Source organism: Pseudarthrobacter arbutini, from assembly GCF_054510915.1.
Genome location: NZ_JBTNDQ010000013.1, coordinates 121458 through 144733 on the forward strand (window position 1 = coordinate 121458; position 23276 = coordinate 144733).

Genomic DNA, 23276 nt, shown 5'->3' on the forward strand with positions numbered 1-23276 from the left:
GGAAACGCCCAGCGGAGGTAGCCCGTACCCGCGGTTGGGAGCACAATTGATCCATCCTTTGGATGTGGATGGTGATCAGCGATGGCCACAATAATTGTGGTGGGGTCCGCCCTTTTTCTGCTCCTTGGCCTGCTGGTGGTGGTGCTGTGGGGAGGCCGCAGCATCCGTGAGCCATCCGCCTCACGACCCCACCCCTCCACGGGCACCGGCGGGCAAGAGTTCCGGACTGACGTGAAACTGAGCGCGCTGCGCCGGTTCTTCTGGTGGGCCAACGTCGTGTCCTTTTCCGCACTGGTCTCGGCGTTGCTTGCCGCCTGGCCCGGCGGGCGGCTGGTCATGCGCATTTTGGCGGACACATCCCCCGCTTCCGCACAGGGCCGGCTAACGGAGGCCCAGGCATTCGTGGGAATTCCCAGCGTTGGGGGGACCATGGCCCTGCTGTTCTTCGGTGGCCTGCCGGCCGGCTTCCTTGCCGCGATCCTGTTCCCCCTCGTGCGCCGCTGGCTTCCACGCGGACGTCTCGCCGGACCGCTGTTCGGTTTGCTCCTCCTCGTGTGGGTAGGGTCCTTGATGGATCCCCTGCGCGCGGACAACATCGATTTCAACATCGTTGGACCCGGCTGGCTGTCGGTGGCACTGTATGCCGGACTTGCCCTCCTTCACGGCGCCGTCGTCGCTGCCGCGGCGGGCTGGTGGAGTGAGCGCCTTCCGCTGTGGGGCCCCGAAGCGGCTAAATTCTATGTTCCGTTGCTCGCTAGTGCCATCTTGTTTCCACCGTTCGCAGTCCTCGTCGTCATTGGGACCCTCCTCTTGTTCCTCTGGCTGAGCGTCGTTCCGGTTTCCTGGCTGAGATCCGCGCGGCCCCGCCGGACAGTGCCGGCTTGGGTGGGTGCCGGGGCGATAGTGCTGATCAGTGCCGCCGCGCTTCCTGTTTTCATCAGCGCCGTGGTTTCCATCTCGTCCAGGACCGGCTGACGCCAAAGGCTAAACTGGCCCCGTGCCCAGCAACCAGACGCCGCCCAACGACCCCGTGCCGCCGTCGCGCGGAAAGATCGCCGAACGGCTGCTGCCCGGCGGCACCGAGCCGGACCCGCGCTTCACGCTGGCCAATGAACGAACCTTCCTCGCTTGGATCCGCACGGCGCTGGCGCTTCTGGCCGGCGGCATCGCCATCGAGGCCTTCACCTCGGACCTGTTCCTGGAACCGGTCCGCAAGAGCCTGGCGGTACTGCTCCTGCTCCTGGGCATGCTGCTGAGCGCCGGCGCCGCAGGGCGCTGGATCCGCGTCGAACGGAGCATGCGCAACAAAACTCCACTCCCGCTGCCGCTCATTGTGCCGCTGCTGGCCGGCGCAGGGGCACTGGCTGCCGCCGTCGTCCTCGTCTTTATCCTCTGGCGTTAGCCCGGTGGTCCGCACCAGGCTTCCGGACCCCGGGCCGCACGGGGATCCCGGGCTCCAGCCCGAGCGGACCACGCTGGCGTGGGGCCGGACCATGATGGCGCTGGTGACGGTCAGCGCCATCTTCCTGCGCTGGCTGCCCCACCACGGCTTCCCCATCCTGCTGCTTTTCGCCGTATCCGCGGCCGCAGCGGCGGCCATCTACCTGACTCAGCGCCGGCGGTACGGCGCCAGCGCGCGGGGAATTTCGCGCGAAAGGGTCGACGCCGATACGTCCGCGGTGCTCTGGACCGCCTTTGCGGGTGTTGCGCTGGGCGCGCTCGGCATCGGCGTGGTGCTGGCCGGCTGATTCAGCCGCGCTACGTCAGAACATCGGCAGCAGGAAACCCGCAATGAGCGCCGCGGCACCGATCCCGGTGAGCACACGGCCAAGCACGACGGCGGTCCGCCCCACCGCTTCGGGGGCTGCGGTCTGCCACTGCGTGGGGCGCTTGGGGTGGTAGTAGATCGGCAGCGTGTCGCCCACGGCCAGGTCCTTGATGTCGTGGGGTGACATCGGGGCGTGGTGGACCTGGAACTTGCGGTCAAACCAGCGGAAGCCCGTTCCGGTGGCGTCCGCGTAGACCACCGCTTCCGCAACGGTCCAGGGGTGCACAAACCGCCGAAGGATGCCCGAGTAGAACAGCAGGGCAAGCCCCGGCGGAAGGCACAGCCAGGTCATCATTTCCAGGATGGGACCTGCCATTTCAAGCGCAGTGGGCATAGCAATGATGCTACCGGGAGTTGCGACCCCAGCGTGCCCCCGCCCGGCGGAATCAGCCGATGGGCTCGGCCATCTGCTCCACCACGTACCGGGCATCCACGGTGGATCCTGTCACGGGGTCTGTCATCTCCACTTTCCAGCTGCGGGCGAACTGGTTTACCCCGCTGGTCATGGCCACCGTGCCGGAAATGAGGACCGTCCCCGGCTCATTCAGGCCGCGCTCGGTCAGCACTTCCAGCCAGTAGTCCGGCGTCAGAAGGGCTTCCAGCGAGCTGTCCTGGATCAGCGTGTCCGGAGTATCACCCTGCCCCACCCAGCCCTTCAGTGTGATCTGGTCCAGGTGGTCGCGCACGTCGTCCAGACGCCACGCCTTGCGGCCCAGGACGTCCGGGCTGGCATTCTTGCTCCAGGCCACCCCATGGACCTCAAGCTCGCGGTCCGTGTGGTCGCACGCGACCGTCAGCAGCACGCCGTCGTCCGTGATGACCAGCGCCCATTCGGCTTCCCCGGAGGTCCGGGCATGCTGCACGCGGACTTCGGAAACCTGCTGCGCCAGGTACGGCGAGACCGGGTAGAGCGCCGGGGTGGTGGCGGGGCCCGGAACGCCCAGTTCTGCCAGCTCGGCAATGTGGGCCTGCACTTCCTCCTGCTCCCGCCCTGCATAACCGGCGTTCAGGAGGTGCTTGACCTGGACTGTCCGGGTGCTGCCGTCGGGAAGTTCGAAGCTCAGAGTCGTCATGTTCTGTCCATCCTTTGCGTGTCCTGCTGGAGAAATTTACAAACTGGAAACCGGAAACGGTGGCCAATGTACATCCAGTATGCGTAATGTATACATTTAACGCCAGCGTGACAGGCGTCACCCGTAAACATCTCGTGGAGGACAACACCCATGGCTAACGTCCCAGTTCCGGCTTCCGGCGCAGCGCCGCGTCCGGACAAGCCGATTCACCCCAAGGGCCTGTACAAGGCCTTCGCTGCCAGCCTCACCGGCACCGCCCTCGAGTGGTATGACTTCGCCGTCTACTCGGCCGCGGCCGCCGTCGTATTTCCCCTCGTTTTCTTCCCGTCATCCGATCCCCTGACGGGCACTATCCTGGCCTTCTCCACGTATGCGGTGGGCTACGTGTCCCGGCCTGTTGGTGGCATCATCTTCGGCCGTCTGGGTGACCGGATCGGCCGCAAGAAGGTGCTGGTGACCACCCTCATGATCATCGGCGTGGCCACCGTTCTGATCGGCGTGCTTCCCGGCTACGACAGCATCGGCATCAGCGCCCCGATCATCCTGGTGCTGCTGCGCTTCGCCCAGGGCGTGGGAGTCGGCGGCGAATGGGGCGGCGCCGTGCTGCTCTCCAGCGAATACGGCGACCCCCACCGGCGAGGCTTCTGGGCGTCTGCAGCCCAGGTGGGCCCGCCCGCCGGCAACCTTATGGCCAACGGCGCCCTGGCTGTCCTGACCCTCACCCTGACCGAGGAACAGTTCATCGGTTTCGGCTGGCGCATCGCGTTCCTGGTCTCGGCGGTGCTGGTCGGATTCGGCCTCTGGATCCGCCTGAAGCTGGAAGACACCCCCATCTTCAAGGCCATCGAGGCCCACGGCGAACAGCCCCACGCCCCCGTCCGTGAGGTCTTCAGCACGGAGCTCCGGCCCCTCATTGCCGCCACGCTGTGCCGGGTGGGCCCGGACGTGCTCTACGCCCTGTTCACCGTTTTCACCCTCACCTACGGCATCCAGACACTCGGCTACGAACGCAGCCAGGTGCTCACGGCAGTCCTGATCGGCTCCGCGTTCCAGCTCTTTATGATCCCGCTGGCCGGCGCTGTGTCCGACCGATTCAACCGACGCATGGTCTACGGCACCGCGGCTGTGGTGGGCGCCGTGTGGACGTTCATCTTCTTCGGCGTCCTGGGCGCCGACAACGAGCCGATGCTCATTGCCGGCATTGTGCTGGGCCTCATGGCGCACTCGTTTATGTACGGCCCGCAGGCTGCCTTCATCGTGGAGCAGTTCTCACCGAGGCTCCGGTCCACGGGCAGCTCCCTGGCCTACACGTTCGCCGGTGTGATCGGCGGCGCCATCGCCCCGCTGATGTTCACATTGCTGCTGGCGCAGTTCGGCACCTGGATTCCGGTGGCCATCTACGTGGCAGTCGCTGCAGGCGTCACCGCCGTGGGACTGGCCCTCGGCCGCGATTCCAACACCGTGGAGGACGAGGACTACCGCCTGCTGCTGGAAGGATCCGCACTAGAGCGCCAGCAGTCGGCCACCGGCAAAGGCCACTGACGATTCCCCACTCCCAAGTCGGAGTTTTTGTCCACATAATGCACCCAAAACGACTCTCAACTCGCGTTATGTGGACAAAAACTCCCTTAGGTGCGGAGCAGGATATCCCGGGTGATAGCCAGGTGATGGTCAATGGCCTCCTGCGCCTTCGCAGCATTGCCGGACATCAGGGCATCGAGGATGTCCTGGTGTTCGGCGCACACCTGTCCGCGCCGGTCTCCGGTGCGGAACAAGGCCGAGACGCCCACCAGGATCTGCCGGACATGGAGCTTGCTGTACGTTCGGGAGATGAGCTCATTGCCGGCGGCGTCGATCAGAAGCTGATGGAAGAGGGTGTCCAGCCGGATGAACTCCTGCGCAGCCTCCGCATTCAGCAGCTCGGGAAGCTGGGCCTGCTGGTCCAGGGTGTCCTGCATCGTTTTCGCAGGAACGCGGTTCTGTTCGATAACCAGGCGGGCGGCATGGCTTTCCAGCACACCCCGGAGTTCCATCAGTTCCGACATTTCACGGCCAGTCACCGGCGGAACATATGCCCCGCGCTGCGGAATCAGTTCCACCAGGCCGTCGGAGACGAGCAGCAGGAGCGCCTCCCGGACCGGAGTTCGCGAGACGCCGATCTCGGCGGCCAGCTCCTGCTCATTCAGGAACTTCCCCTGCACCGCCGGGTCAACCAGGATGTTTTCGCGCAGGTACGCGTACGCCTTCTCGCGGCCGGACGCCGCCGTCGCCGAACTTTTTCGCATACATTATGTATACAACAGACTGGAGTAATTTCATGCGTTTAGCAGTGGCCCAAATCATCACCGGAGCCGATCTGGCCGCCAACCTGGAGCTCATCAGAGACTACGCCACACGGGCCAAAGCCGCCGGAGCGGAGCTCGTGGTGTTCCCGGAAGCCGCCATGCGCGCCTTCGGCAACAGCCTGAAGGACATTGCCGAGCCGCTGGACGGGCCGTGGGCCGCCGCCGTCCGCAGCATTGCCCAAGAGCTGGACATCACCGTGGTGGCGGGCATGTTCACCCCGGGCGACGGCGGCCGCGTGCGGAACACCCTGCTGGTCACCGGCCCCGGCGTCGAGACCGCCTACGACAAGATCCACCTCTTTGATGCATTCGGATTCGCCGAGTCCGATACCGTGGACGCCGGAACAGCCCCCGTGACCTTCGAGGTGAACGGCACCACCTTCGGCCTGGCCACCTGCTACGACGTGCGCTTCCCGGCACTGTTTACGGCCAACGCCAAAGCCGGCGCCGAAGTCAACATTGTCTGCGCTTCGTGGGGCGCCGGCGAGGGCAAGGCAGAGCAGTGGGACCTCCTGGTCCGGGCCCGCGCGCTGGACAGCACCACCTTCGTGGTGGCCTGCGGACAGGGCGACCCGGCAAGCGTCGGCATCGCCCCCGCCGGCAAGGCTCCCACCGGCGTCGGCCACAGCGCCGTCATCTCTCCCCTGGGCGCTGCCCTGGTGGCCCTCGGCGGCGAACCGGAACTCGCCGTCGTCGACATTGACCCGGCCGTCATTGCCGAGGTCCGCGGCCAACTGCCCGTCCTGGCCAACGCCCGGACCTTCTGACCCGGCGGGGCCAGCCCCGCGGATTCTCCCCGCGGGGGCTGGCTGCGCTCAGCCACCATCACGCCGGCGTCGAACCGTGGCCAGAACCCATCATCGCGCTCCTCCAAGTCCGCCGCCCAGGCCTGCGCCAGCGGCGCGTCGCCAAAGAAGGCAGAGGCAGTGGCCCGGCTGAGGAACGGCACGGCCCAGGACCGGAAATAATCCCCCATGGCTTCGTGGTCTTCGCTGCGTCCTCCGCCGGCATCAGCCTCCAGCAGCACCAGCCGTGATACGAGATCCGGCCGGGCGGCGGCCACCAGCATGGCCGTGTGGCCGCCCATCGACTGCCCCACCAGGACCACCGGCGGGCCTACTTCCTCAATGACGCGGACGACGTCGGCCACGTAGGCTTCCCGCGAAACATCGGCCGGGTGCCGCGTGCTGCCCCCATGGCCGCGCAGATCCATCAGGACCGTCCGCCGCTCGGGGAGCGCCGCCGCCGTCGGTAAGAACTCGCGGGCGCTCCCGGCGAGGCCGTGAAGGAATAGAACGGCGGGCCCGCTGCCGCCCGCGACATAGCAGCGGAGCTCCACGCCGGGAGCTCCGCGCACCGTAAATTCCCGGACCGCTTGAGGCACTCCCCCACGCTACGTCAAAGCGGCGCCCCACGGCGGTGAGCCGCCGTTCACTTTCAGGAAACGTTGCCCTTCGGCGGCTTCTCACCACGTGCGCGGACCGGCGCCCGCCGTCGCTGGCATCGGAGTCTCAGGGCCTCCCGTCCCGGCGCCGTTCAACAGGTCCCGTTTACACGCCGGAAACATTACCGTCATGTGATCTTCACGTAAGCCGCCGGGCCGTAACGTATCCGCAACTTAGCGAAGCGCAAACGGAAACACGCGGCGACAAATATTGATCGGGGGGATTGCGCGGGCCAGGTAGGAAAAGTCCCCGTATTCAGGATCAATGGAAGGGACCCACCGGTGGAGATCACTGCGCAACACGTCTGGATGATGATCGCGGCGGCCATGGTGCTGCTTATGACACCCGGGCTCGGTCTCTTCTATGGCGGCATGACGCGCGCCAAGGCAGCGCTGAACATGATCATGATGAGCTTCATCTCCGCCGGCATCGTGGGAGTTGTGTGGGTCCTATGGGGATACTCGATGACCACCGGCGAGGGAATCCTGGGCATCTTTGGCAACCCCTTCGCCAACTTCGGGCTGCAGAACCTCATGGGCTCCCCTGACCTCATCAAGGCAGGCTTCAGCGCCACCTTCGCCATCATCACGGTGGCCCTCATCAGCGGGGCCATCGCGGACCGCGCCAAGTTCAGCGCCTGGGCAGTGTTCGTGCCGCTGTGGGTCACTCTGGTTTATTGCCCCTTGGCCTACATGATCTGGGGCGGCGGGCTCATGAGCACCGGCGGAGCCATCACCGAGGCCTTCGGCCAGGTCATCGACTTCGCCGGCGGTGCAGTGGTGGAAATCAGCTCGGGCACGGCGGCCCTGGTCCTGGCCCTGGTGGTTGGCCAGCGCCACGGCTTCGCCAAGGATCCCAGCCACCGCCCGCACAACGTCCCGTTCATCATGCTGGGTGCGGCCATCCTGTGGTTCGGCTGGTTCGGGTTCAACGGCGGCGCGGCCACCACCGCGGAGCAGGCCGGCCTGATCTGGATCAACACCCTGGTCACCCCGGCCGCGGCCATGCTCAGCTGGCTGCTGGCGGAGAAGATCCGCCACGGCCACCCGACGTCCCTGGGCGCAGCCTCCGGTGTTGTTGCCGGCCTGGTGGCCATCACACCGTCCTGCGCCAACATCAGCCCAGTGGCCGCCATCGGCCTGGGCCTGGTGGCCGGGGCAGCCTGCTGCGTGTTTGTTGACCTGAAGTACCGGTTCGGGTTGGACGACTCCCTGGATGTGGTGGGAGTCCACCTCGGCGCCGGGCTCATCGGCACACTCGCCCTGGGCTTCGTCGCTCTCCCCGTGGACGGCCAGGGCGGCGGCCTCTTCTACGGCGGCGGTCTCCAGCAACTGACGGCGCAGGCCGTGGCGGTAGTAGTCACCGTAGTTCTCTCCGGCGGTGTGACCCTGGTGATCGGGCGGGCCATCAACAGGACCATCGGGTTCCGGGTGAGCCACGAGGCCGAGATGGCAGGGGTGGATCTCTCCGAGCATGCCGAGACCGCCTACGCCTTCGGCGGGCTGGGTAGCCACTTCAACCCAGGGGGCCGCGGCGTCACGGCACCTGCTGCCGCTCCCGCCAAGGAAGACACGTTCGCCTGAGGCCACAGCGTTCAAAAGCGCTCAGTCGGCCAGGATCCGGTAGAGCGCGCGGCGGGTTTCGTCGAGCTTTTCCACCGCAGCATTGCGCTGTTCTTCCGTAGCGGCCGTACGGAACTGATGAATGACCCCCATCAGCTTGCCCACACTCTGGTGGAAGGCGGGTCCGGATCCTTCCGCATCGCTGTTCCACGCGTTCTCCAGTTCCTCCGCATGCTCGGCCACGTAGGCCTTGCCGGCGTCCGTGAGGGTGAAGTCGGTCCGCCGGCCCTCGCTGAGGGGCGCAATGAGGTCCTCGTCCACCAACTGCTGGAGTGTGGGGTAGATCGACCCGGGGCTGGGCCGCCATGCGCCGGATGTTTTCTCCGCGATGGTCTTGATCAGGCCATAACCGTTGGACGGGGCCTCGGCCAGCAGTGACAGGATAGCCCACCGGACGTCCCCCCTGCTTGCCCGCCGGGGACCGGGCCCAAAGCCGGGACCGAACCCTCCGCCCGGTCCAAAACCGGGACCAAATCCGCCCCGTGGGCCAAAGCCCGGGCCAAACCCTCCCCCGCGGTGCCCGTGCGGTCCGCGGCGGCCCCTGCCGCGCTCAAACCGTCCCCGCCCGAACTGTCCCCGCCCGAACGGCGGTTCCAAAAACTTGTCGTCGTGAATGCCTTTCATGGTGGCATCGTCCCTTCTCTGTCTTTTTGAATGCTTCTTGGCCCTTGTTGAATGGTTATCGGTCAACTACTCACCGACACTTAACGATATATCGGTATGTATCGCGTGACAAGACCTAGAACAAGACTATAGGGACGGAAAATACCGGCTTGGCATCAGTTGGTCCAGGATCTGGATGCAACAGGTCCAGCGGCGTATCCTGTTCACACGTCGCGAGCTAGGGCTGAACAATGGCGCAGCAAAAGAAACGCAGGCACCGGTTGGCCTCCACCCTGGGCAGGGTCATCGGATTTTTCGCGGCGAGCGCCATGTGCGGCGTACTGGCCGCAAGCCTGGTGGTCCCCGCTGTTGCGACGGTCGGCTACGGAGTAAGCACCTCCATCAGCTACTTTGAAAATCTGCCCACGGAACTGATCGTCGGGCCGCCGTCGCAATCCACCAAAGTCCTCACCTCCGACGGCCAGCCAATCGCCACGTTCTATACCGAGAACCGGATCAGGATCCCCCTGGACCGGATATCGCCTTTTGTCCGGGATGCCATCGTGGCCATCGAGGACAGCCGGTTTTATGAGCACCCGGGCATCGACCCGCAGGGGATCGTCCGGGCCGCGATCTTCAACCTGACGAGTGAGGGCAGGCAGGGCGCCTCCACGATTACCCAGCAGTACGTCACCAACGTGATCAACGAGTCCTTCGTGTCCCAGGACAAAACCGACGAGGTGATCCTCAGCGGCCAGAAGAGCATTGGGGACAAGCTCCGGGAGATGAAGCTGGCCATCGCGCTGGAGAAGAAGTTCAGCAAGGACCAGATCCTTGAGGGCTACCTGAACATCGTGTTCTTTAACCGCGAGGCGTACGGAATCGAGGCGGCGGCACGGTATTTCTTCAGCACCACGGCCGCCGATCTCAACCTGCCGCAGGCCGCCCTGCTGGCCGGGCTGGTCAACAGCCCCAGCTACTACAACCCCGCGGTCAATCCGGAGCAGGCCACAAGCCGCCGGAATCAGGTTCTTTCCGAGATGCTGGCCACGGGCAAGATCACCCAGGCGGACCACGACGCCGCCGCGGCCACGCCCATCGAACTCAAGCTCAGTCCGGGGAAGCAGGGCTGCGCCCACGCCCAGATGGCACCCTACTTCTGCGACTACATTTCGCATCTGATCCTGAACAACCCGGCCTACGGCACCACCCTGATCGAGCGCGAGCGGAAGCTGTTCCGGGGCGGGCTCACCATCGTCACTACGCTGGACAGCCGGCTCCAGGCGGCGGCCCAGGCGCAGGTGGACGCCACCGCCGGGGCGAATCCCGACCGCTGGGGCGCGTCGCTGGTGTCGATCCAGCCGGGCACCGGGAAAATCCTGGCCATGGCGCAGAACACGGTATTCCTGCCGGCCGAGGGCAGGTTCGATACGCAACTGAATTTCAACGTGGACTCCCGCGATCCGCAAGGCAATGACCTCAACGGGGCGGGCGGTTTCCAGCCAGGCTCCACCATGAAGCCCTTCACGTTCGCCGAGTGGCTGAACGAGGGCAAGCCGCTGACGGGCATGGTGGACGCCTCCCGCCGGGTGTATCCGCTGGGCTTCCCGTGGCGCTCCACCTGCGGAAAGGTGCTGGGCGCCTACAGCACGGCGCAGAACAACCCTGAGCTGGGCGCCGCCGATGACCTGCAGAATTCGGACGAGGGCTACTACCGCGCCATGCCCGTGAACTACGGGCTGTACAACTCCATCAACACGGCCACCTTCGCCTCGGCCACCCAGCTCGATTTCTGCGGCATCCAGAAGATGGTGGACAGCGTGGGGCTGCACAGCGGACTCGATGGCGCGCAGATCAACATGCATCAGCTGGGCAATCTCCTCGGGGCAATCGGCGTGGCGCCGGTCCATCTGGCCAATGGTTTCGCCACCTTCGCCAACGACGGCCGGTACTGCGCCCCCATTGCCGTGCTTGAGGTGACGGACATGTCGGGCGGGAAACTCCCGGGCCAGACCAGCGAGTGCCGCGACGCCGTCAAACCTGAGGTTGCCCGGGGCGTCAACGCAGTGCTCCAGGACGTGCTGAAGGTCGGCTCCGGCGTGTGGATCAACCCCAAAATCCATACGCTGATGCCCGTTGCCGCCAAGACCGGCACGTCCAACAACAACGGCTCCACCTGGGTGGTGGGCTATACGTCGGGGCTGGCTACAGCGTCTTTCTTTGGCGACGCATTGGAGGGCCAGAACCGCCCCGGCCAGAACGTCACCATCAACGGCCAGTTCTACCCCCGCCTTGACGGCTACATGATCGCCGGGCCGCAGTGGGTCAACTACATGCTCCAGGCCGCCCCGCTCTACCCGGCAAACCCGTTCCCGGCCCCGCCGGCATCCATGATTGCCCCGCCGAAACCGACTCCCGCACCGGCCGCGCCGAGGCCTGCACCCGCCCCGGCGCCCGCACCAGCACCCGCTCCAGCGCCGGCTCCCGCGCCGGAGCCCGCACCTGCACCACCTCCTGCCCCTGCTCCTGAGCCCGCGCCCGTCCCGCCGCCCATGCCCGAGATTCCGGGCATTCCGCCTCAGAACGGCTTCCCGGGCGGAAGACGCTAGGAGCCGACGACCCTGACAGCCGACGACGGCGGGAGGCGCCGCCGTCGTCCGTTGCCTACGTCGCGCGTTCCCCTCGCCCGCTCAGCTAGGTAGTGCCGCGCCAGAGCCGCTGCCACCAGGAGCGCTGCGGCTCCGGTTCAGGTAGGGCGTCCTGTCCGCGGGCGGCGCGGCGTTCGTGCCAGCGCGCCACCTCGGCGTCGACGTCCCGCGTTTTGGTGACGACGGGCGGGCCGCCCTGGAGCTGGCGGCGGGCGTCGATCACCCGGGCATTGAAGTCGGCGAGGATGTCCCGGACTTGTTTCTCGGTGAACTGCGCATCAAGCCGGCCGTCCAGTTCGGCGTCTTCGGTGCGGAGCAGGATGGCTTTGGGGCCCAGCCCGCTGATGTTCTCGCGCTGGATCAGGCCCTTGACCCACCAGTCAGGATCGTAGGCCTCGCCCAGCCCGGGGATGGGCTTGCCGGCGTATTTGAGGTTGTCGAATTTGCCCTGTGCCATGGCGTCCCGGATCAGGTACTCCGCCCGCCGCGCATCGTCGACCTTCTTGCGTTTGTCCCGTTCCTTGGCCTCGGCGGCCTCGAGTTCGGCCTCTTCCTCGGCACTGATGCCGGCGCCCCGGTAGGAGCGCACTTCCGCAGCCCGTTCCAGCCGGCGCTTGAAGGCACTGTCTCCGCCGCCCATAACCCCTTCACCGCCTCCTTGCCCGTCCCAACCTTTCAGACTTCCAGTATTCAGACGAGGACCGCAGGTTTCAACGAGCGCCACCCACGGCGGGCACCACGGCTCATTGGAGCCCCAAAGACGGCAGCTCCGTGCCGGAGACCACCACCGCGCCGCTCGCCGTCGAATCCGGGTTCAGCATCCAGCCCACCCGCTTGGCGGTGTTCAGGATCACGACGCTCTCCACGAGCTCGATCTCCGGGATGCGTTGCTGGAGGGCCAATTCGGCGTTCATCACATCGGCCAGCGAATGCAGCCACATGAGGATGACAAAATTTGTGCTCCCCGTAGTGGACGCGCTGAGCCGGACCGTGCGGAGGCTGCGGAGTTCGGCAGCAGCAGCCTCGTGCTGGCCCGCCGGTACGTTGGCGAACCACTGGCAGCTGACCGGATAGCCGGAGAGCTTCTGGGCAATTTCACAACGGAAGGACAGCAGCCCGCTGGCCAGCACCCTGTTAAGCTGCCGCTGGACTGTCGCCGGGCTCCTGCCCAGGCTCCGGGCGATGTCCGCGGCGCCCGCGCGCCCGTCCCTCGCAAGGAACGGGATCAGATCCAGGTGGCTGGACGGCAGTGGAGCTCCGGTCATCGGGGCCGCCGAACCGGTCGCCTCGGGGCCGGCTAAGGCATAAAGCGCTTTTTGCTTCGCCTTGTCCAGAATGTTGAGCCGCCACGTATAGCCACCGGAGTGCAGGCGGGTGCACAACGAGGTCCGGTACTTCAGCAGTCCGGGGATCTCCTTGAACCGTGGAAGCACCTCCTCCGTGAACCGGGCCAAGGTGGGCACTATGACGGTCAGCATGAGGTCCCGGTTGCTTGCAGCTTCCTCCACCGTGACCACTTCCGGGATGGCGGCGAGCGCCGCGGTCACCTCGTCCCGCAGCCGCATTTCGCAGTCCACGTCCACCAACGCCAGGCACATCTGCTTGGGATCGCCGATCAGGTGGGCCGTCGTCCAGGCCGCCCCTGACAACCTCAGCCTGTCCCAGCGTGCGGCCAGCGTGGTGGCGTGCACTCCCAGCACGGTGGCCGCATCGGACCAGCTGATCCGCGGTGCAATCTGCAGCGCGTTGATCAGGGCCAGGTCTTCCTCGCTGAGCACCACCTCGCCACTCCCCACGCTTCAGTGAATGAATCCTGCCATTTCCATCATACTTTTGATTTTTTCAAGCTATTTCGCAGCTTGTGAACCGCATCACTTCACAATGGAAGCGGGTCACTGACCAAACGTTCAGAAATTAGGAGAGCAGATGTCGATCACCACCGACGCCAAGGAACTACAGGGCGAGATCGCCCGGTTCCGCCACGAGCTGCATCAGGAGCCGGAGATCGGGCTGCACCTCCCCCGGACCCAGGAAAAAGTCCTCAAGGCGCTCGACGGACTACCGTTCGAAATCACCCTGGGCAAGAGCACGACGTCGGTCACCGCGGTCTTGCGCGGCTCCGCGCCGCACGCATCGGCAACCAAACCAGCGGTCCTCCTGCGTGCCGACATGGACGGCCTCCCTGTCCAGGAGCGGACCGGCGCCCAGTTCTCATCGAAGATCGACGGCGCCATGCACGCCTGCGGCCACGACCTCCACACCGCCATGCTCGCCGGAGCAGCCACCCTTTTGGCGGAGCGCCGGGACCAGCTGGCCGGCGACGTTGTGCTGATGTTCCAGCCGGGCGAGGAAGGCTTTGACGGAGCAAGCCACATGATCCGCGAGGGCGTGCTGGAGGCGGCCGGGCGCCGGGTTGATGCCGCCTATGGGATGCACGTCTTTTCCGCCTTGGAGCCGCACGGCCGGTTCTGCACCAAGCCAGGGGTGATGCTCAGCGCTTCGGATGCCCTGACTGTCACGGTTCTTGGCGCCGGCGGCCACGGCTCGGCTCCGCACGCGGCCAAGGACCCGGTCACGGCGGCCGCAGAAATGGTGACTGCCCTGCAGGTTATGATCACCCGCCAGTTCAACATGTTCGATCCAGTGGTCCTGACCGTGGGCGTCCTCCATGCCGGCACAAAACGCAACATCATCCCTGAAACGGCGCGCATTGAAGCCACCATCCGGACCTTCTCGGACGCCGCCAGGGAACGGATGATGACTGCCGTTCCCACGCTGCTGAAGGGCATCGCCGCTGCCCACGGCCTCGAGGTGGACGTCGATTACCGTCACGAGTACCCCCTCACCGTCAACGACGACGACGAAACACACACGGCGGAGAAGACCATCGAAGACCTCTTTGGAACCTCCCGGCTCACCCGCTGGGCCACCCCGCTCAGTGGCTCTGAGGATTTTTCGAGGGTGCTGGCGGAAGTACCCGGGACGTTTATCGGGCTCAGCGCCGTCGCCCCCGGCGCCGACCACACCGAAACCTCCTTCAACCACTCCCCGTACGCAGCCTTTGACGACGGGGTGCTGTCCGACGGAACCGCTCTCTACGCAGAGCTGGCCGTCTCCCGCATCGCGGCCCTGGCCTCGGCCAACTAAACTTCCCCCACTTCATGGAGCACACGATGACCACCACTGCAGGCGTCCCAGCCGACGTCCAGGTTCACAAGTCCCACCTGCGCACCCTCGTCGGCACCGGCATCGGCAACGCCGTTGAATGGTACGACTGGGCCATCTATGCCACGTTCTCGCCGTTCATCGCGAGTGCACTGTTCAGCAAGGCGGATCCGACGTCGGCCTTCCTCGCCACCCTGGCGATCTTCGCCGTCGGCTTTGTCGCCCGTCCGTTCGGTGGCTTCGTGTTCGGCTGGATCGGTGACCGGATCGGCCGCAAGACGTCCATGACGTTCGCGGTGGGCCTCGCTGCCCTGGGCAGCATGATCATCGGCGTCGCCCCCACTTTCGAGGCCGTGGGGGCCTTCGCCTCGGTCCTGCTGCTGGTGGCTCGGCTTATCCAGGGCCTTGCCCACGGTGGAGAGCTGCCGTCGTCGCAGACCTACCTCTCGGAAATGGCGCCCAAGGAACACCGTGGCTTCTGGGCAACGCTCATTTATACGTCCGGCACGGTCGGCATCCTGGCCGGAACCATGCTCGGCGCCATCCTCTCCAACGTCTTGAGCACGGCCGACATGAACGCCTGGGGCTGGCGGGTGCCATTCCTTATCGGCGGCGCCATGGGCCTCTACGCCCTGTTCATGCGGGCCCGCATGAAGGAAACGGCGGCGTTCGAGGCAGAATCGCCCACGGAAAAGCACGAGCCGATGTGGCCACAGATCTACCAGCACCGCAAGCAGGCCCTGCAGGTGATTGGCCTGACCGTCGGCCTGACTGTGACCTACTACATCTGGGGCGTCGTGACTCCCAGCTATGCCGCGTCGGTCCTCAAGATGGACCGTGGCGAGGCCCTCTGGGCCAGCGTGATCGCCAACGTGCTGTTCATCGCCGCGCTGCCGTTCTGGGGCAAACTCTCGGACCGTATCGGCCGCAGGCCCGTTATGATCATGAGCGCCGCCGGCGCCGCGCTGTTCCACTTCCCCATGACCTGGCTGCTGAAGGACTCTCCGTGGCAGCTCGCAGTCACGATGTCCGTCATGCTGTTTTTCATCGCCGGCAGCGCAGCAATCGTCCCGGCCGTATACGCCGAACTGTTCCCCACCAAGATCCGCACGGTCGGCGTGGGCGTCCCGTATTCCATCTGCGTCGCAGTCTTCGGGGGTACCGCACCGTACCTTCAGGCCTGGCTCGGCTCCATCGGACAGGGCAACCTCTTCAACGTGTACGCGGTGGTCCTGCTGGCCATCAGCATCGCGTTTGTGTTCACCATCCCGGAGACCAAGGGCAAGGACCTGACGCACTAACCGGCAACGCCGCCTCCGTAGGAGCGACCACCACCACGCGCGAAAGGACACTTGAGGCCCCGGATCCTGGGGCCTCAAGTGTCCGTTCGCGCTAGCCTTTGCGTGAAAGCGTCAGCGTTACTCAGGCGCGGGCGTGTTCGGCGAGGACGGCGTCGATCTGGCCGGCAGCCTCCTTCATGCCTTCCTCCATGCCCATCTTGACCATTTCTTCCATCTGCTCTTCGGAGTCGAACGTGGACATAATGGTCATCCGGGTGCGGCCGCCGAGATCCTCGAGGTCAACAGCGGCATGGGCACTGCCCATGGCATCCACGGGCGCTCCGGTTTCGTCAGCGAAGCCGTCATCAAATTCGAGCTTGCGCGGCGCCTCGATGGTTCTGAATTTCCACCAGCCTCGGGGCTTCTCGCCTTCGGGGGTGGTCATGTAATAGTCGGCCTTCCCGCCGGGCTGGAAGTCGAACCGGTCAAACGTGGCCGGATAGTTGGGCGGACCCCACCAGCGCTCAAGCTGCCGCGGGTCCTCCCAAATCTGCCAGACGCGCTCGACGGCGGCGTCGAACTCGGCGACGAGGGTGAGGCTGAGTGCCTCGAGATTTTTGATGGAACTGATAACAGGCATTGCCGTACCTTTCCTATCCTTCAGCCAGAATGTCCGCGATCCGTTCGGCACGCTGCCGCCAGATCGCCTCGTACTCATCGAGCAGCCGGCGGGCCTTCTGCAGTCCTTCGTGGTTACCCCGCACGATCTGCTCCCTTCCGCGCTTCTCCTTTGTCACCAGGGAAGCCCGCTCCAACACCGCCACATGCTTCTGGACGGCGGCGAAACTCATGGCGTAGAGGGCGGCGAGGCCGGAGACGGAAGACTCCCCCGCCGTCACCCGCCGGACAATGTCCCTCCGGGTGGCGTCCGCGAGCGCCTGGAACAGGCGGTCCACGTCCGCGTCTCTGAGCTTATCTACAACCATTTGGTTGTACGATACGCCGGTGGCGGAGGGGTGTCAAGGCTTAAATGCGGTCCGCGAGATGGCATTTCACGGCAGTGCCGCCGGTCAACATTGCCGCGAAATGCCATCTCGAAGGGACCCTGACGGCGACCTCCGATGCCTCCGGGTTTGACGCGGGTACCCGCCATTGTCCACAGTGGGTCAGTGCCTGACACTGTCCCCACCGAAGCGCAAGGTCCGGCAGTCCCGGACGGGCCGTCCCGACGGCGGCAGGTTGCCGCCCTGATCGGCTTCCTCGCGCTGTCCTGGGCCGTGTCGTTCGTGGGGTCCCTCCCGATCCGAACGGCTGCCGGCGGCTGGTACGCCCTGGCGGACAAAGCCCCCTGGACGCCTCCCAGGCTGATGTTCACGTGGGTCTGGCTGGTCCTGTACGCGGCAATGGCCGTGGCGGCCTGGCTGGTGTGGCGGCAGAGGCGCCACCCGCGCCGCCGCGCACTCAGGCTCTATGGGCTCCAACTGGCCTTGAACCTGCTCTGGCCCATGACGTTCTTCGGGCTGTATCCCATACTGGGGACCGCGGCGCTCTGGCTGGCCCTGGCCGTCCTCGCCGCCCTCTTCCTCACAGCGGCCCTGACAGTTCTGCGCTTTGGACCCATCAGCCCAACGGCCGGACTGCTGATGCTGCCGAACGTGTCGTGGCTGGTGTTTTCGGCGTCCCTGAACCTTTACGCCGCCGTCAGTAACTAAAGCCGGCGCGAGCGTGTAATCGCTCACACTTTCGCCATTTCTGTTGCAAATCCCGGCGGCAAGCATGAACCATGAGATCGGGACCCGTTCCCGCACTACCAAGATCAGCAATCCTCACCGACGAGGATGCGGCCCCCTCAAGGACGACGCGGAGCCGTTAACTGCATGAGCGAAAGTACTGACAATGACGTTTGAAAACACTGACTCCATCACGCTGAAAATCTGGGACCGGTCTGCGATTGAGCACACCCTGGAGAGCATTGTGCACGACCTCTCAGTCAAGGCGAACACCACCAAATGCCGCATTGCGGTCCAGTGCAGCGGCCCCAACACATTCACGGTCAGCGTCCGTGGCCAGGAACGCCAGCTCGCCACCGTCTGATCGGTTCACGGCCAAAACTGAAGCGGACGACGGCGGGAGGTTCCCGGCGTCGTCCGCTTCAGTTTTGCTTCCGGGCTGACAGCCTTACGCGGTGGCCTGGCGGCTCACCATCTCGTTGATCCAGATCGGCGCGAACGGTGACGTGCAGTTCGGGGGCGTCGGGTAGTCCTTGAGGACCTCGAGCCGTTGGCCGATATCGAGCGCCCGGGCCCGGTGCTCGGGATGCTCGATCCCAATGAAGGCCAGCGTGTGGTTCATGGCCCACTGCAGCCGGTCCGGGGCGTCCTTCATCTGGGCCTCGATAATGTCCAGCAGCCCGGGGAGGTCGAGCCCTGCGGGCTTTTTCGCCACCCGTTCGCTGGTCAGGGCCCAACCGGCGCTGGCGACCACCGGATCCGGGTCAGCCATCCAGGCCACGCGAAGGTCCTCCGCGTGCGGGCTCTTCTTCACGACGTAATTCACGAGCCAGTCGTGCACTTTGGGGGCGCGCGCCTCGCGGAGCATGGTGTCCAGTTCGTCGCGTTCGAAGGCCTTTGGCCGGCAAATCAGCAGCGCCACCAACCTGGCCGGAGTGTCGTTCGTGGACCAGAGCTCGCGCGCGAGCTCCTGCTGCGTCTTCAGCCGCTTCGCGACCGCACGCAGCTTGGACAGGTTCACGCCGTGGTCGTCGCCGCGCTTCTCGTTCGCCTCGCGCATCTTGGGGTCCTCAAGCACGGCCAGCTTGGCCATCACTTCGCCCAGCAACCCGGCCGATATCGTTTCCGACATGTCACCCTTTGGGTCACCCTCTTGTCGGTTCCAGCCTACGGCCGTTGGCGGGTTTGCAGCAGATTATCGACCGCCGGTGGCCACCCAGGAACCGAGCGGCTCCTCCTCCACTTCCGTGTCCGCGTCCTCGGTCCCGCAGGGCTCAAAGCCGCGGGACTGGTAGTTTGCCAGGGCCGCGGGACCGTCGAGGGTGCAGGTGTGGACCCAGACGCGGGACACCTGCGGGAGGTCGAAGCGTCGTGCCAGCGACCATGCCGCTGTGATGCCGTGTTCCAGCAGCCGGCCGCCGAGGCCCCGTCCGATCGCCTGCTCTGAAAGGCCGAAGTACCTGACCTCGACGTGCGTGCCGTCCTCGGCGACGACGGGCTGAAGGTGGACATAGCCCCACGGCACGCCCTCCCCATAGAGGACCCAGAATTCCGTCCCCGGCACCGCGAGCTCCTCCGCCCACTGCCGCCGCGTCCACTCAAGCCGATCAGTCCAGTGCCACGGCCCGCCCACCAGGCCATAGAGGAAACGGGCGAACTCCGGAGTCACCCCAACAGCCCGGTCCAGCCGCGCCTCATCGGGCAAGTGGCGCGCCGTCCAGGCGGGCGGACGGAGCATCTGGAGCGTTGTGGTGGTGACCTTCATGGACGGCTAAAACCTTTCGATCCCGACAGTCCGTCAATCCTATTTGAGGCCGAGGGTGTGCGCCCTACTCCTCGCCGGTGTCCCGCGCCTCCAGGTGTTTGGCCATGGCCTCGCAGGCCTGGTTCCAGCGCGCCGTGAGGGCCTGCCGGTTCAACGGTTCGAACATGCTGTTGAGGACTTTCTCGACTGCGTCGTATGCGGCGTCCCGAACGCGCTCCTGCGCCGCTTGGCTGTAATAGTTCATGACAGGGATTCGTCACCGGGGTGCCGAAAGATGGTGTGCCACGGCCGGCATGATTTCGGTGGCCAGCAGTTCGATGGAGCAGGCCGTTTCATCGAACGGCAGGCCGCCGAGGCCGATCTGGGCCATATACCGGCTGCTCCCAAGGGTTTCGTGGATTTCGAGGAGTTCTCGGTGACCTGCCTCTGGAGTCATCCGTGAGCCGACGGCGGCTTGGACAACTCTTAGACTCGGGCGAATTCGCCGTCAACAAGGGGCCAGACCTCGCGAAGACCATCCTTGACCGAGTCGATCCCATCGGCCAACGGCGGGAAGACGACGAATTCGTGTGGGATGACTCTGCCGGCCACGTCCTGCCATCACGAAGGTCTGGGAACCGCAGCGCCACTTTTTCGCCGACGCGGCGACAGACTTCCGCCCGACGCCCGAAAAGACTTTGTCGTATTCCGGGAGCGGATTCAAAAATCCCACGTCTCGGAGAAACCGGAATCCCCAGGGCAATGGTTTGCACCAGGGGAGCTGTTGGAGTCGTTATTCGACCACAGCGGCCCCAGTCTCTTCCTGGTCATTGTCAAAGTAACCCCATGATTCGAAGGACTCTGCGCCTCTGTACCCACATGCCGAGCAGATATCCGCCTGGAGCCAACCCTGCTCGCCATCCTGCACCTGGATATCACCGTCAATAACTACGCGGTAAGAGCTGCATTTGGGACACCGGCGAGGTGGGTTCCGTTTCACTTTGACGATGGCTGTTGAGTACATATGGAAGACATGTGACGTCGCATCCAAGAGCATCTCAGCGTCCCATACCGTCGCGTTTGAGTCATGCTGGAGGCTTACTGCAACGTCCCAGGTCTTGTCGGCAATCTCGTTTAAGTAGCGCCGCAGCCGCCCTGTGGATAGGGTCTGCGCGTACAGGGTCGCCCAGCCTTTGAAGTCGTTGACCTTCGGTTTTAGCTCTGGATTGGAGAGCCAGTCCGCATCTTGATGCTCACGACCAAATGCCAATAAGGCTTCACGGCATTTTATAGCTACGCCTTGATAATCCTCTGCCTCGCGAGCCGAGTCCATTGCTGTGACGGCAGCTTCGTAGCGCCTCCAAGCCCCAGCAACTTCTTCGGCCTTATCGTCGTCAATCTCGACACGATCGCCGTTCATCACACGTAGCATCAAGCCGACGTGGAAAGAGAAGGCAACATCGTACTCAGGGAAAGACTCCTGAGAGTAAAGGTTGGTCGGCTCGGTGATAACCCACCAACGCTCTTTCGGCATGTGCACGTCGTAGACGTCGTAATCCGTGCCGAGTAGCCGGTAGCTGCTTACCTTCCGCACCAGCGTGACTTTGGTGTCAGGATCGTCAGGGTCGTCCTGATTCCGGGACTGGCCTTCGACATAACGACGGATGTCTCGTTCCTCGTGCTTAGGTAGTTTCTCGGCCATATGGCCACTATACGAACGTCGGCCACCTACCAGACTCTGTGGGCAACCGCGTCGCACTCTAAGAATTATCTCTTTCGGGAGAGAATCATCGCCGGGCGGGAAACTAATCTGCCCGGCCTACAGCGCTGAATTCGCACCCCGCGGTGATTTCCTACGAGGTGCGGAGCCGGTCCAGGCAGTAGTTCTTGACGAAGTGCCGGACCGGCCGCGGCAGCCGGGGATAGACCAGGGCAGACCACCGGGTGGCCCTGTCGAACAGGCGGCTGTGGCGGTCGCTCCAGGGCAGCCCGAAGCCGGCGCGCAGGTGGTCCGGCAGCTGCCCGGCGGTGATGAACCGGATCAGCGGCATACTCATCCGCAGCCAGAGTGGCCCGGCTGGCGGGTACAGGAGGTCGCGGCCGACGCCGGCGGTGACGGCGTCCAGCTCCAGTGTCAGCAGGGACGTGTCCCAGTATGTCCTGAAGGCTGCGCGGTCGGCCGGCCACAGGTTCGCCGGCACTTGCAGGACGGTGCCGATTCTTGCGTAATCGCTGTACATGAAGTCTGCCGCTTCGTCGTCGAGCGGGCCGTAGATTTTCTCGTAAATGGTGATGGCGGTGTCGTACAAGGTTGCCACCACCCATAATTGCGCCTGGGCATCGAACGCGCTGTACCCGCGGGAGCCGGCGTCGGGCTTGCGGCGGACCGCGGAGTGGGCCCGGTTAACGCTGCGGCGAACGGCCGCAACCTGGGCCTCGGTTCCGTAAACCACAGCGTAGACGTAGGTGACGGTGGCGCGGAAACGGTCCAGCGGCCGGGCTATGAAGTCGCTGTGTTCGGCGACGCCATGGCCCACTGCAGGGTTTGCGATCTGCAGCAGAATGGCGCGGCCGGCCCCGGCGAGCAATACGCCTTCAGCTCCGATATCGGCCAGGTTCCGCACCATGGACCCACGATACCGGAGAAGGCCACCGCTACTTCCCCGGCGACGCCGTCAATGCGGGATACCACAAGGACAGGGACATGTACTCCGTCTGCCAGTGGAAGGGCAATCTCGTACGGATCAACGGGACCGCCACTATGCTGGGCAGACCATCAAAGGAGATGGCACGGCAGCGCAAGGGGGGAACTGTTGGAATCAGATTCTGGCGACAGGGAGTTTCCCCGCATCCGCCGTTCGCCCAGCGGGCGCATTCCGCAATGGGCAATCGATGAGGCACTGGGCAAGCCGCCAGCGCCCGAGCCGTGGCGCGGTGCCCCCATCTCGCCAATCTCGGCAAAGAGAACCGTCCACCGCCGGAAAGTCAGCGGGCGCAAGTGGAAATCGCGCAAAGCCACGGTCCTGGGCATCGCCCTCGTGGCGGGTCTCTACTTCACGCCGACCCTTTTCGAACGGTTTGTGTTGCCGGCAGCCATGCCCCACCTGCCGGGCGCCAAAGTGCCGCCACCCGGGTTTGAAGCCGCATCAGCCCCGCTCGGCCTGCCGCCGGCCACCAGCGGATCCACCGCCTATGTCCTGCAGAAATCCCCGGACCCGGGCCAGGCCTTTGTGGCCTACGACCCGTGCCGTCCGCTGCACTACGTGGTCCGGCCGGACAATGCACCGCCAGGAACGGACGTACTTATCCAGGAGGCCGTGTCCGCAGTTTCCGCGGCCTCGGGACTGCAGTTCGTGTATGACGGAACCACGTCCGAGGCGCCATCCGAAGCCCGCGAAGCGTACCAGCCGGCGCGCTACGGCAAGCAGTGGGCGCCGATTCTCATTGCGTGGTCGTCCCCGGCGGAAGCACCCAAGCTGGCGGGGAAGGTTGCAGGGACCGGTGGAAGCGCCTACGCCCATATTCCCGGCGAGCCCTATGTGTACGTCGCCGGCCAGGTGACCCTCGATGCGCCGGGCCTCGCGGAAACACTGGCCTGGCCGGAGGGACCTGCCCACATCCGCGCCATCATCATGCACGAGCTGGGGCACGTCCTGGGGCTGGACCACGTGGACGATCCCACGCAGCTGATGCATGAGGAAAACAGCGGGCAGTTCGACTTCGGCGATGGCGACCGCGCCGGGCTGGCGTTGCTGGGAACCGGGGAGTGCGTCCCGCGGCTGTAATCCCCGAC

The 23276-nt window shown here is 65.1% G+C and carries 25 protein-coding genes and 1 pseudogene; 12 read left to right on the forward strand and 14 right to left on the reverse strand.

From position 1 onward, the window contains the following. The first annotated feature begins 81 nt into the window (after positions 1 to 81). Genes ACX80V_RS15725 through ACX80V_RS15735 form a run of 3 tightly spaced genes read left to right on the forward strand, consistent with a single transcriptional unit; the run spans position 82 to position 1748 of the window. Positions 82 to 975 carry a hypothetical protein gene (locus tag ACX80V_RS15725; protein WP_485843930.1) on the forward strand — a complete coding sequence of 298 codons (894 nt, stop codon included), beginning with the start codon at positions 82 to 84 and terminating at the stop codon, positions 973 to 975. A 22-nt stretch (positions 976 to 997) separates the two neighbouring features. Then, positions 998 to 1402, forward strand: coding sequence for a YidH family protein (locus tag ACX80V_RS15730; protein ID WP_058931254.1), 405 nt, complete (start codon positions 998 to 1000; stop codon positions 1400 to 1402). 4 nt (positions 1403 to 1406) lie between these two features. Next, on the forward strand, positions 1407 to 1748 hold the full coding sequence (locus ACX80V_RS15735) for a DUF202 domain-containing protein (RefSeq protein ID WP_252609711.1): 342 nt from the start codon (positions 1407 to 1409) through the stop codon (positions 1746 to 1748). Between the two features lie 15 nt (positions 1749 to 1763). Here the strand turns inward: ACX80V_RS15735 and ACX80V_RS15740 are convergent, their stop codons facing one another. Continuing rightward, entirely contained in the window at positions 1764 to 2162 is a 399-nt protein-coding gene (locus ACX80V_RS15740) for a hypothetical protein (RefSeq protein WP_485843931.1), read from the reverse strand. A 52-nt stretch (positions 2163 to 2214) separates the two neighbouring features. Beyond that, positions 2215 to 2901 (reverse strand): DUF2848 domain-containing protein, encoded by a 687-nt coding sequence (locus ACX80V_RS15745; protein ID WP_485843932.1) that lies wholly within the window; start codon positions 2899 to 2901, stop codon positions 2215 to 2217. Between the two features lie 150 nt (positions 2902 to 3051). Here ACX80V_RS15745 and ACX80V_RS15750 point away from each other — a divergent pair, with 150 nt between their 5' ends. Next, on the forward strand, positions 3052 to 4443 hold the full coding sequence (locus ACX80V_RS15750; RefSeq protein ID WP_485843933.1) for an MFS transporter: 1392 nt from the start codon (positions 3052 to 3054) through the stop codon (positions 4441 to 4443). 86 nt (positions 4444 to 4529) lie between these two features. Here ACX80V_RS15750 and ACX80V_RS15755 read toward each other — a convergent pair whose 3' ends face one another. Further along, positions 4530 to 5186, reverse strand: coding sequence for a GntR family transcriptional regulator (locus ACX80V_RS15755; protein ID WP_485843934.1), 657 nt, complete (start codon positions 5184 to 5186; stop codon positions 4530 to 4532). Positions 5187 to 5218: 32 nt separating this feature from the next. On the opposite strand from ACX80V_RS15755, the gene ACX80V_RS15760 reads away from it, so the two are divergent. After that, on the forward strand, positions 5219 to 6013 hold the full coding sequence (locus tag ACX80V_RS15760; protein ID WP_485843935.1) for a carbon-nitrogen hydrolase family protein: 795 nt from the start codon (positions 5219 to 5221) through the stop codon (positions 6011 to 6013). Between the two features lie 83 nt (positions 6014 to 6096). Here ACX80V_RS15760 and ACX80V_RS15765 read toward each other — a convergent pair. Then, positions 6097 to 6630 (reverse strand): annotated as a pseudogene (locus ACX80V_RS15765) (alpha/beta fold hydrolase); the annotation flags it as partial. A gap of 342 nt (positions 6631 to 6972) precedes the next feature. Here ACX80V_RS15765 and ACX80V_RS15770 point away from each other — a divergent pair. Further along, positions 6973 to 8274, forward strand: a complete 1302-nt coding sequence (locus ACX80V_RS15770; RefSeq protein ID WP_485843936.1) for an ammonium transporter — start codon at positions 6973 to 6975, stop codon at positions 8272 to 8274. A 21-nt stretch (positions 8275 to 8295) separates the two neighbouring features. On the opposite strand, the gene ACX80V_RS15775 is transcribed toward ACX80V_RS15770, so the two are convergent. Beyond that, complete coding sequence (locus tag ACX80V_RS15775; RefSeq protein WP_058931246.1) at positions 8296 to 8937, reverse strand: PadR family transcriptional regulator; 642 nt, start codon at positions 8935 to 8937, stop codon at positions 8296 to 8298. Positions 8938 to 9167: 230 nt separating this feature from the next. Between ACX80V_RS15775 and ACX80V_RS15780 the strand changes: the two genes are divergently transcribed. Next, entirely contained in the window at positions 9168 to 11525 is a 2358-nt protein-coding gene (locus tag ACX80V_RS15780; RefSeq protein ID WP_485843937.1) for a transglycosylase domain-containing protein, read from the forward strand. 85 nt (positions 11526 to 11610) lie between these two features. Here the strand turns inward: ACX80V_RS15780 and ACX80V_RS15785 are convergent, their stop codons facing one another. After that, entirely contained in the window at positions 11611 to 12204 is a 594-nt protein-coding gene (locus ACX80V_RS15785; RefSeq protein WP_485843938.1) for a DnaJ family domain-containing protein, read from the reverse strand. A 103-nt stretch (positions 12205 to 12307) separates the two neighbouring features. Continuing rightward, entirely contained in the window at positions 12308 to 13345 is a 1038-nt protein-coding gene (locus ACX80V_RS15790) for an Lrp/AsnC family transcriptional regulator (protein WP_485843968.1), read from the reverse strand. Between the two features lie 145 nt (positions 13346 to 13490). Here ACX80V_RS15790 and ACX80V_RS15795 point away from each other — a divergent pair, with 145 nt between their 5' ends. After that, a complete protein-coding gene (locus ACX80V_RS15795; protein WP_485843939.1) occupies positions 13491 to 14711 on the forward strand; it encodes a M20 metallopeptidase family protein in 1221 nt (406 codons plus the stop codon). A gap of 26 nt (positions 14712 to 14737) precedes the next feature. Continuing rightward, positions 14738 to 16030, forward strand: a complete 1293-nt coding sequence (locus tag ACX80V_RS15800) for an MFS transporter (protein WP_485843940.1) — start codon at positions 14738 to 14740, stop codon at positions 16028 to 16030. A gap of 121 nt (positions 16031 to 16151) precedes the next feature. On the opposite strand, the gene ACX80V_RS15805 is transcribed toward ACX80V_RS15800, so the two are convergent. Both ACX80V_RS15805 and ACX80V_RS15810 read right to left on the reverse strand, forming a co-directional pair. Continuing rightward, on the reverse strand, positions 16152 to 16649 hold the full coding sequence (locus ACX80V_RS15805; RefSeq protein WP_485843941.1) for an SRPBCC family protein: 498 nt from the start codon (positions 16647 to 16649) through the stop codon (positions 16152 to 16154). Between the two features lie 13 nt (positions 16650 to 16662). Next, positions 16663 to 16995, reverse strand: coding sequence for an ArsR/SmtB family transcription factor (locus ACX80V_RS15810; protein ID WP_485843942.1), 333 nt, complete (start codon positions 16993 to 16995; stop codon positions 16663 to 16665). A 183-nt stretch (positions 16996 to 17178) separates the two neighbouring features. Here ACX80V_RS15810 and ACX80V_RS15815 point away from each other — a divergent pair, with 183 nt between their 5' ends. Both ACX80V_RS15815 and ACX80V_RS15820 read left to right on the forward strand, forming a co-directional pair. Beyond that, positions 17179 to 17721: a TspO/MBR family protein gene (locus ACX80V_RS15815; RefSeq protein ID WP_485843943.1), complete on the forward strand. Its 543-nt coding sequence runs from the start codon at positions 17179 to 17181 to the stop codon at positions 17719 to 17721. Positions 17722 to 17905: 184 nt separating this feature from the next. Further along, positions 17906 to 18103, forward strand: a complete 198-nt coding sequence (locus ACX80V_RS15820) for a hypothetical protein (RefSeq protein ID WP_058931239.1) — start codon at positions 17906 to 17908, stop codon at positions 18101 to 18103. A gap of 84 nt (positions 18104 to 18187) precedes the next feature. On the opposite strand, the gene ACX80V_RS15825 is transcribed toward ACX80V_RS15820, so the two are convergent. The 5 genes from ACX80V_RS15825 to ACX80V_RS15845 all read right to left on the reverse strand — a co-directional run bounded on the left by ACX80V_RS15825 (position 18188) and on the right by ACX80V_RS15845 (position 22110). Continuing rightward, positions 18188 to 18871: a DNA alkylation repair protein gene (locus tag ACX80V_RS15825; protein ID WP_485843944.1), complete on the reverse strand. Its 684-nt coding sequence runs from the start codon at positions 18869 to 18871 to the stop codon at positions 18188 to 18190. Positions 18872 to 18934: 63 nt separating this feature from the next. Further along, positions 18935 to 19504 (reverse strand): GNAT family N-acetyltransferase, encoded by a 570-nt coding sequence (locus tag ACX80V_RS15830; RefSeq protein ID WP_485843945.1) that lies wholly within the window; start codon positions 19502 to 19504, stop codon positions 18935 to 18937. Positions 19505 to 19568: 64 nt separating this feature from the next. Then, complete coding sequence (locus tag ACX80V_RS15835; protein WP_185261628.1) at positions 19569 to 19748, reverse strand: hypothetical protein; 180 nt, start codon at positions 19746 to 19748, stop codon at positions 19569 to 19571. Positions 19749 to 20276: 528 nt separating this feature from the next. Next, entirely contained in the window at positions 20277 to 21185 is a 909-nt protein-coding gene (locus tag ACX80V_RS15840; RefSeq protein WP_485843946.1) for a hypothetical protein, read from the reverse strand. Between the two features lie 151 nt (positions 21186 to 21336). Continuing rightward, positions 21337 to 22110, reverse strand: a complete 774-nt coding sequence (locus ACX80V_RS15845) for an oxygenase MpaB family protein (RefSeq protein ID WP_485843947.1) — start codon at positions 22108 to 22110, stop codon at positions 21337 to 21339. 186 nt (positions 22111 to 22296) lie between these two features. On the opposite strand from ACX80V_RS15845, the gene ACX80V_RS15850 reads away from it, so the two are divergent. Then, the gene (locus ACX80V_RS15850; protein ID WP_485843948.1) at positions 22297 to 23268 is read left to right on the forward strand and encodes a matrixin family metalloprotease; all 972 of its coding nucleotides are present in this window, start codon (positions 22297 to 22299) and stop codon (positions 23266 to 23268) included. Positions 23269 to 23276: the final 8 nt, after the last annotated feature.

What these genes read in the sequence shown, in the direction of transcription:
- ACX80V_RS15725 (WP_485843930.1), top strand. Translation starts at nt 82, where the DNA reads ATGGCCACAATAATTGTGGTGGGGTCCGCCCTTTTTCTGCTCCTTGGC.
- ACX80V_RS15740 (WP_485843931.1), bottom strand. Translation starts at nt 2,162, where the DNA reads ATGCCCACTGCGCTTGAAATGGCAGGTCCCATCCTGGAAATGATGACC.
- ACX80V_RS15745 (WP_485843932.1), bottom strand. Translation starts at nt 2,901, where the DNA reads ATGACGACTCTGAGCTTCGAACTTCCCGACGGCAGCACCCGGACAGTC.
- ACX80V_RS15750 (WP_485843933.1), top strand. Translation starts at nt 3,052, where the DNA reads ATGGCTAACGTCCCAGTTCCGGCTTCCGGCGCAGCGCCGCGTCCGGAC.
- ACX80V_RS15755 (WP_485843934.1), bottom strand. Translation starts at nt 5,186, where the DNA reads ATGCGAAAAAGTTCGGCGACGGCGGCGTCCGGCCGCGAGAAGGCGTAC.
- ACX80V_RS15760 (WP_485843935.1), top strand. Translation starts at nt 5,219, where the DNA reads ATGCGTTTAGCAGTGGCCCAAATCATCACCGGAGCCGATCTGGCCGCC.
- ACX80V_RS15775 (WP_058931246.1), bottom strand. Translation starts at nt 8,937, where the DNA reads ATGAAAGGCATTCACGACGACAAGTTTTTGGAACCGCCGTTCGGGCGG.
- ACX80V_RS15780 (WP_485843937.1), top strand. Translation starts at nt 9,168, where the DNA reads ATGGCGCAGCAAAAGAAACGCAGGCACCGGTTGGCCTCCACCCTGGGC.
- ACX80V_RS15785 (WP_485843938.1), bottom strand. Translation starts at nt 12,204, where the DNA reads ATGGGCGGCGGAGACAGTGCCTTCAAGCGCCGGCTGGAACGGGCTGCG.
- ACX80V_RS15795 (WP_485843939.1), top strand. Translation starts at nt 13,491, where the DNA reads ATGTCGATCACCACCGACGCCAAGGAACTACAGGGCGAGATCGCCCGG.
- ACX80V_RS15800 (WP_485843940.1), top strand. Translation starts at nt 14,738, where the DNA reads ATGACCACCACTGCAGGCGTCCCAGCCGACGTCCAGGTTCACAAGTCC.
- ACX80V_RS15805 (WP_485843941.1), bottom strand. Translation starts at nt 16,649, where the DNA reads ATGCCTGTTATCAGTTCCATCAAAAATCTCGAGGCACTCAGCCTCACC.
- ACX80V_RS15810 (WP_485843942.1), bottom strand. Translation starts at nt 16,995, where the DNA reads ATGGTTGTAGATAAGCTCAGAGACGCGGACGTGGACCGCCTGTTCCAG.
- ACX80V_RS15820 (WP_058931239.1), top strand. Translation starts at nt 17,906, where the DNA reads ATGACGTTTGAAAACACTGACTCCATCACGCTGAAAATCTGGGACCGG.
- ACX80V_RS15825 (WP_485843944.1), bottom strand. Translation starts at nt 18,871, where the DNA reads ATGTCGGAAACGATATCGGCCGGGTTGCTGGGCGAAGTGATGGCCAAG.
- ACX80V_RS15830 (WP_485843945.1), bottom strand. Translation starts at nt 19,504, where the DNA reads ATGAAGGTCACCACCACAACGCTCCAGATGCTCCGTCCGCCCGCCTGG.
- ACX80V_RS15835 (WP_185261628.1), bottom strand. Translation starts at nt 19,748, where the DNA reads ATGAACTATTACAGCCAAGCGGCGCAGGAGCGCGTTCGGGACGCCGCA.
- ACX80V_RS15840 (WP_485843946.1), bottom strand. Translation starts at nt 21,185, where the DNA reads ATGGCCGAGAAACTACCTAAGCACGAGGAACGAGACATCCGTCGTTAT.
- ACX80V_RS15845 (WP_485843947.1), bottom strand. Translation starts at nt 22,110, where the DNA reads ATGGTGCGGAACCTGGCCGATATCGGAGCTGAAGGCGTATTGCTCGCC.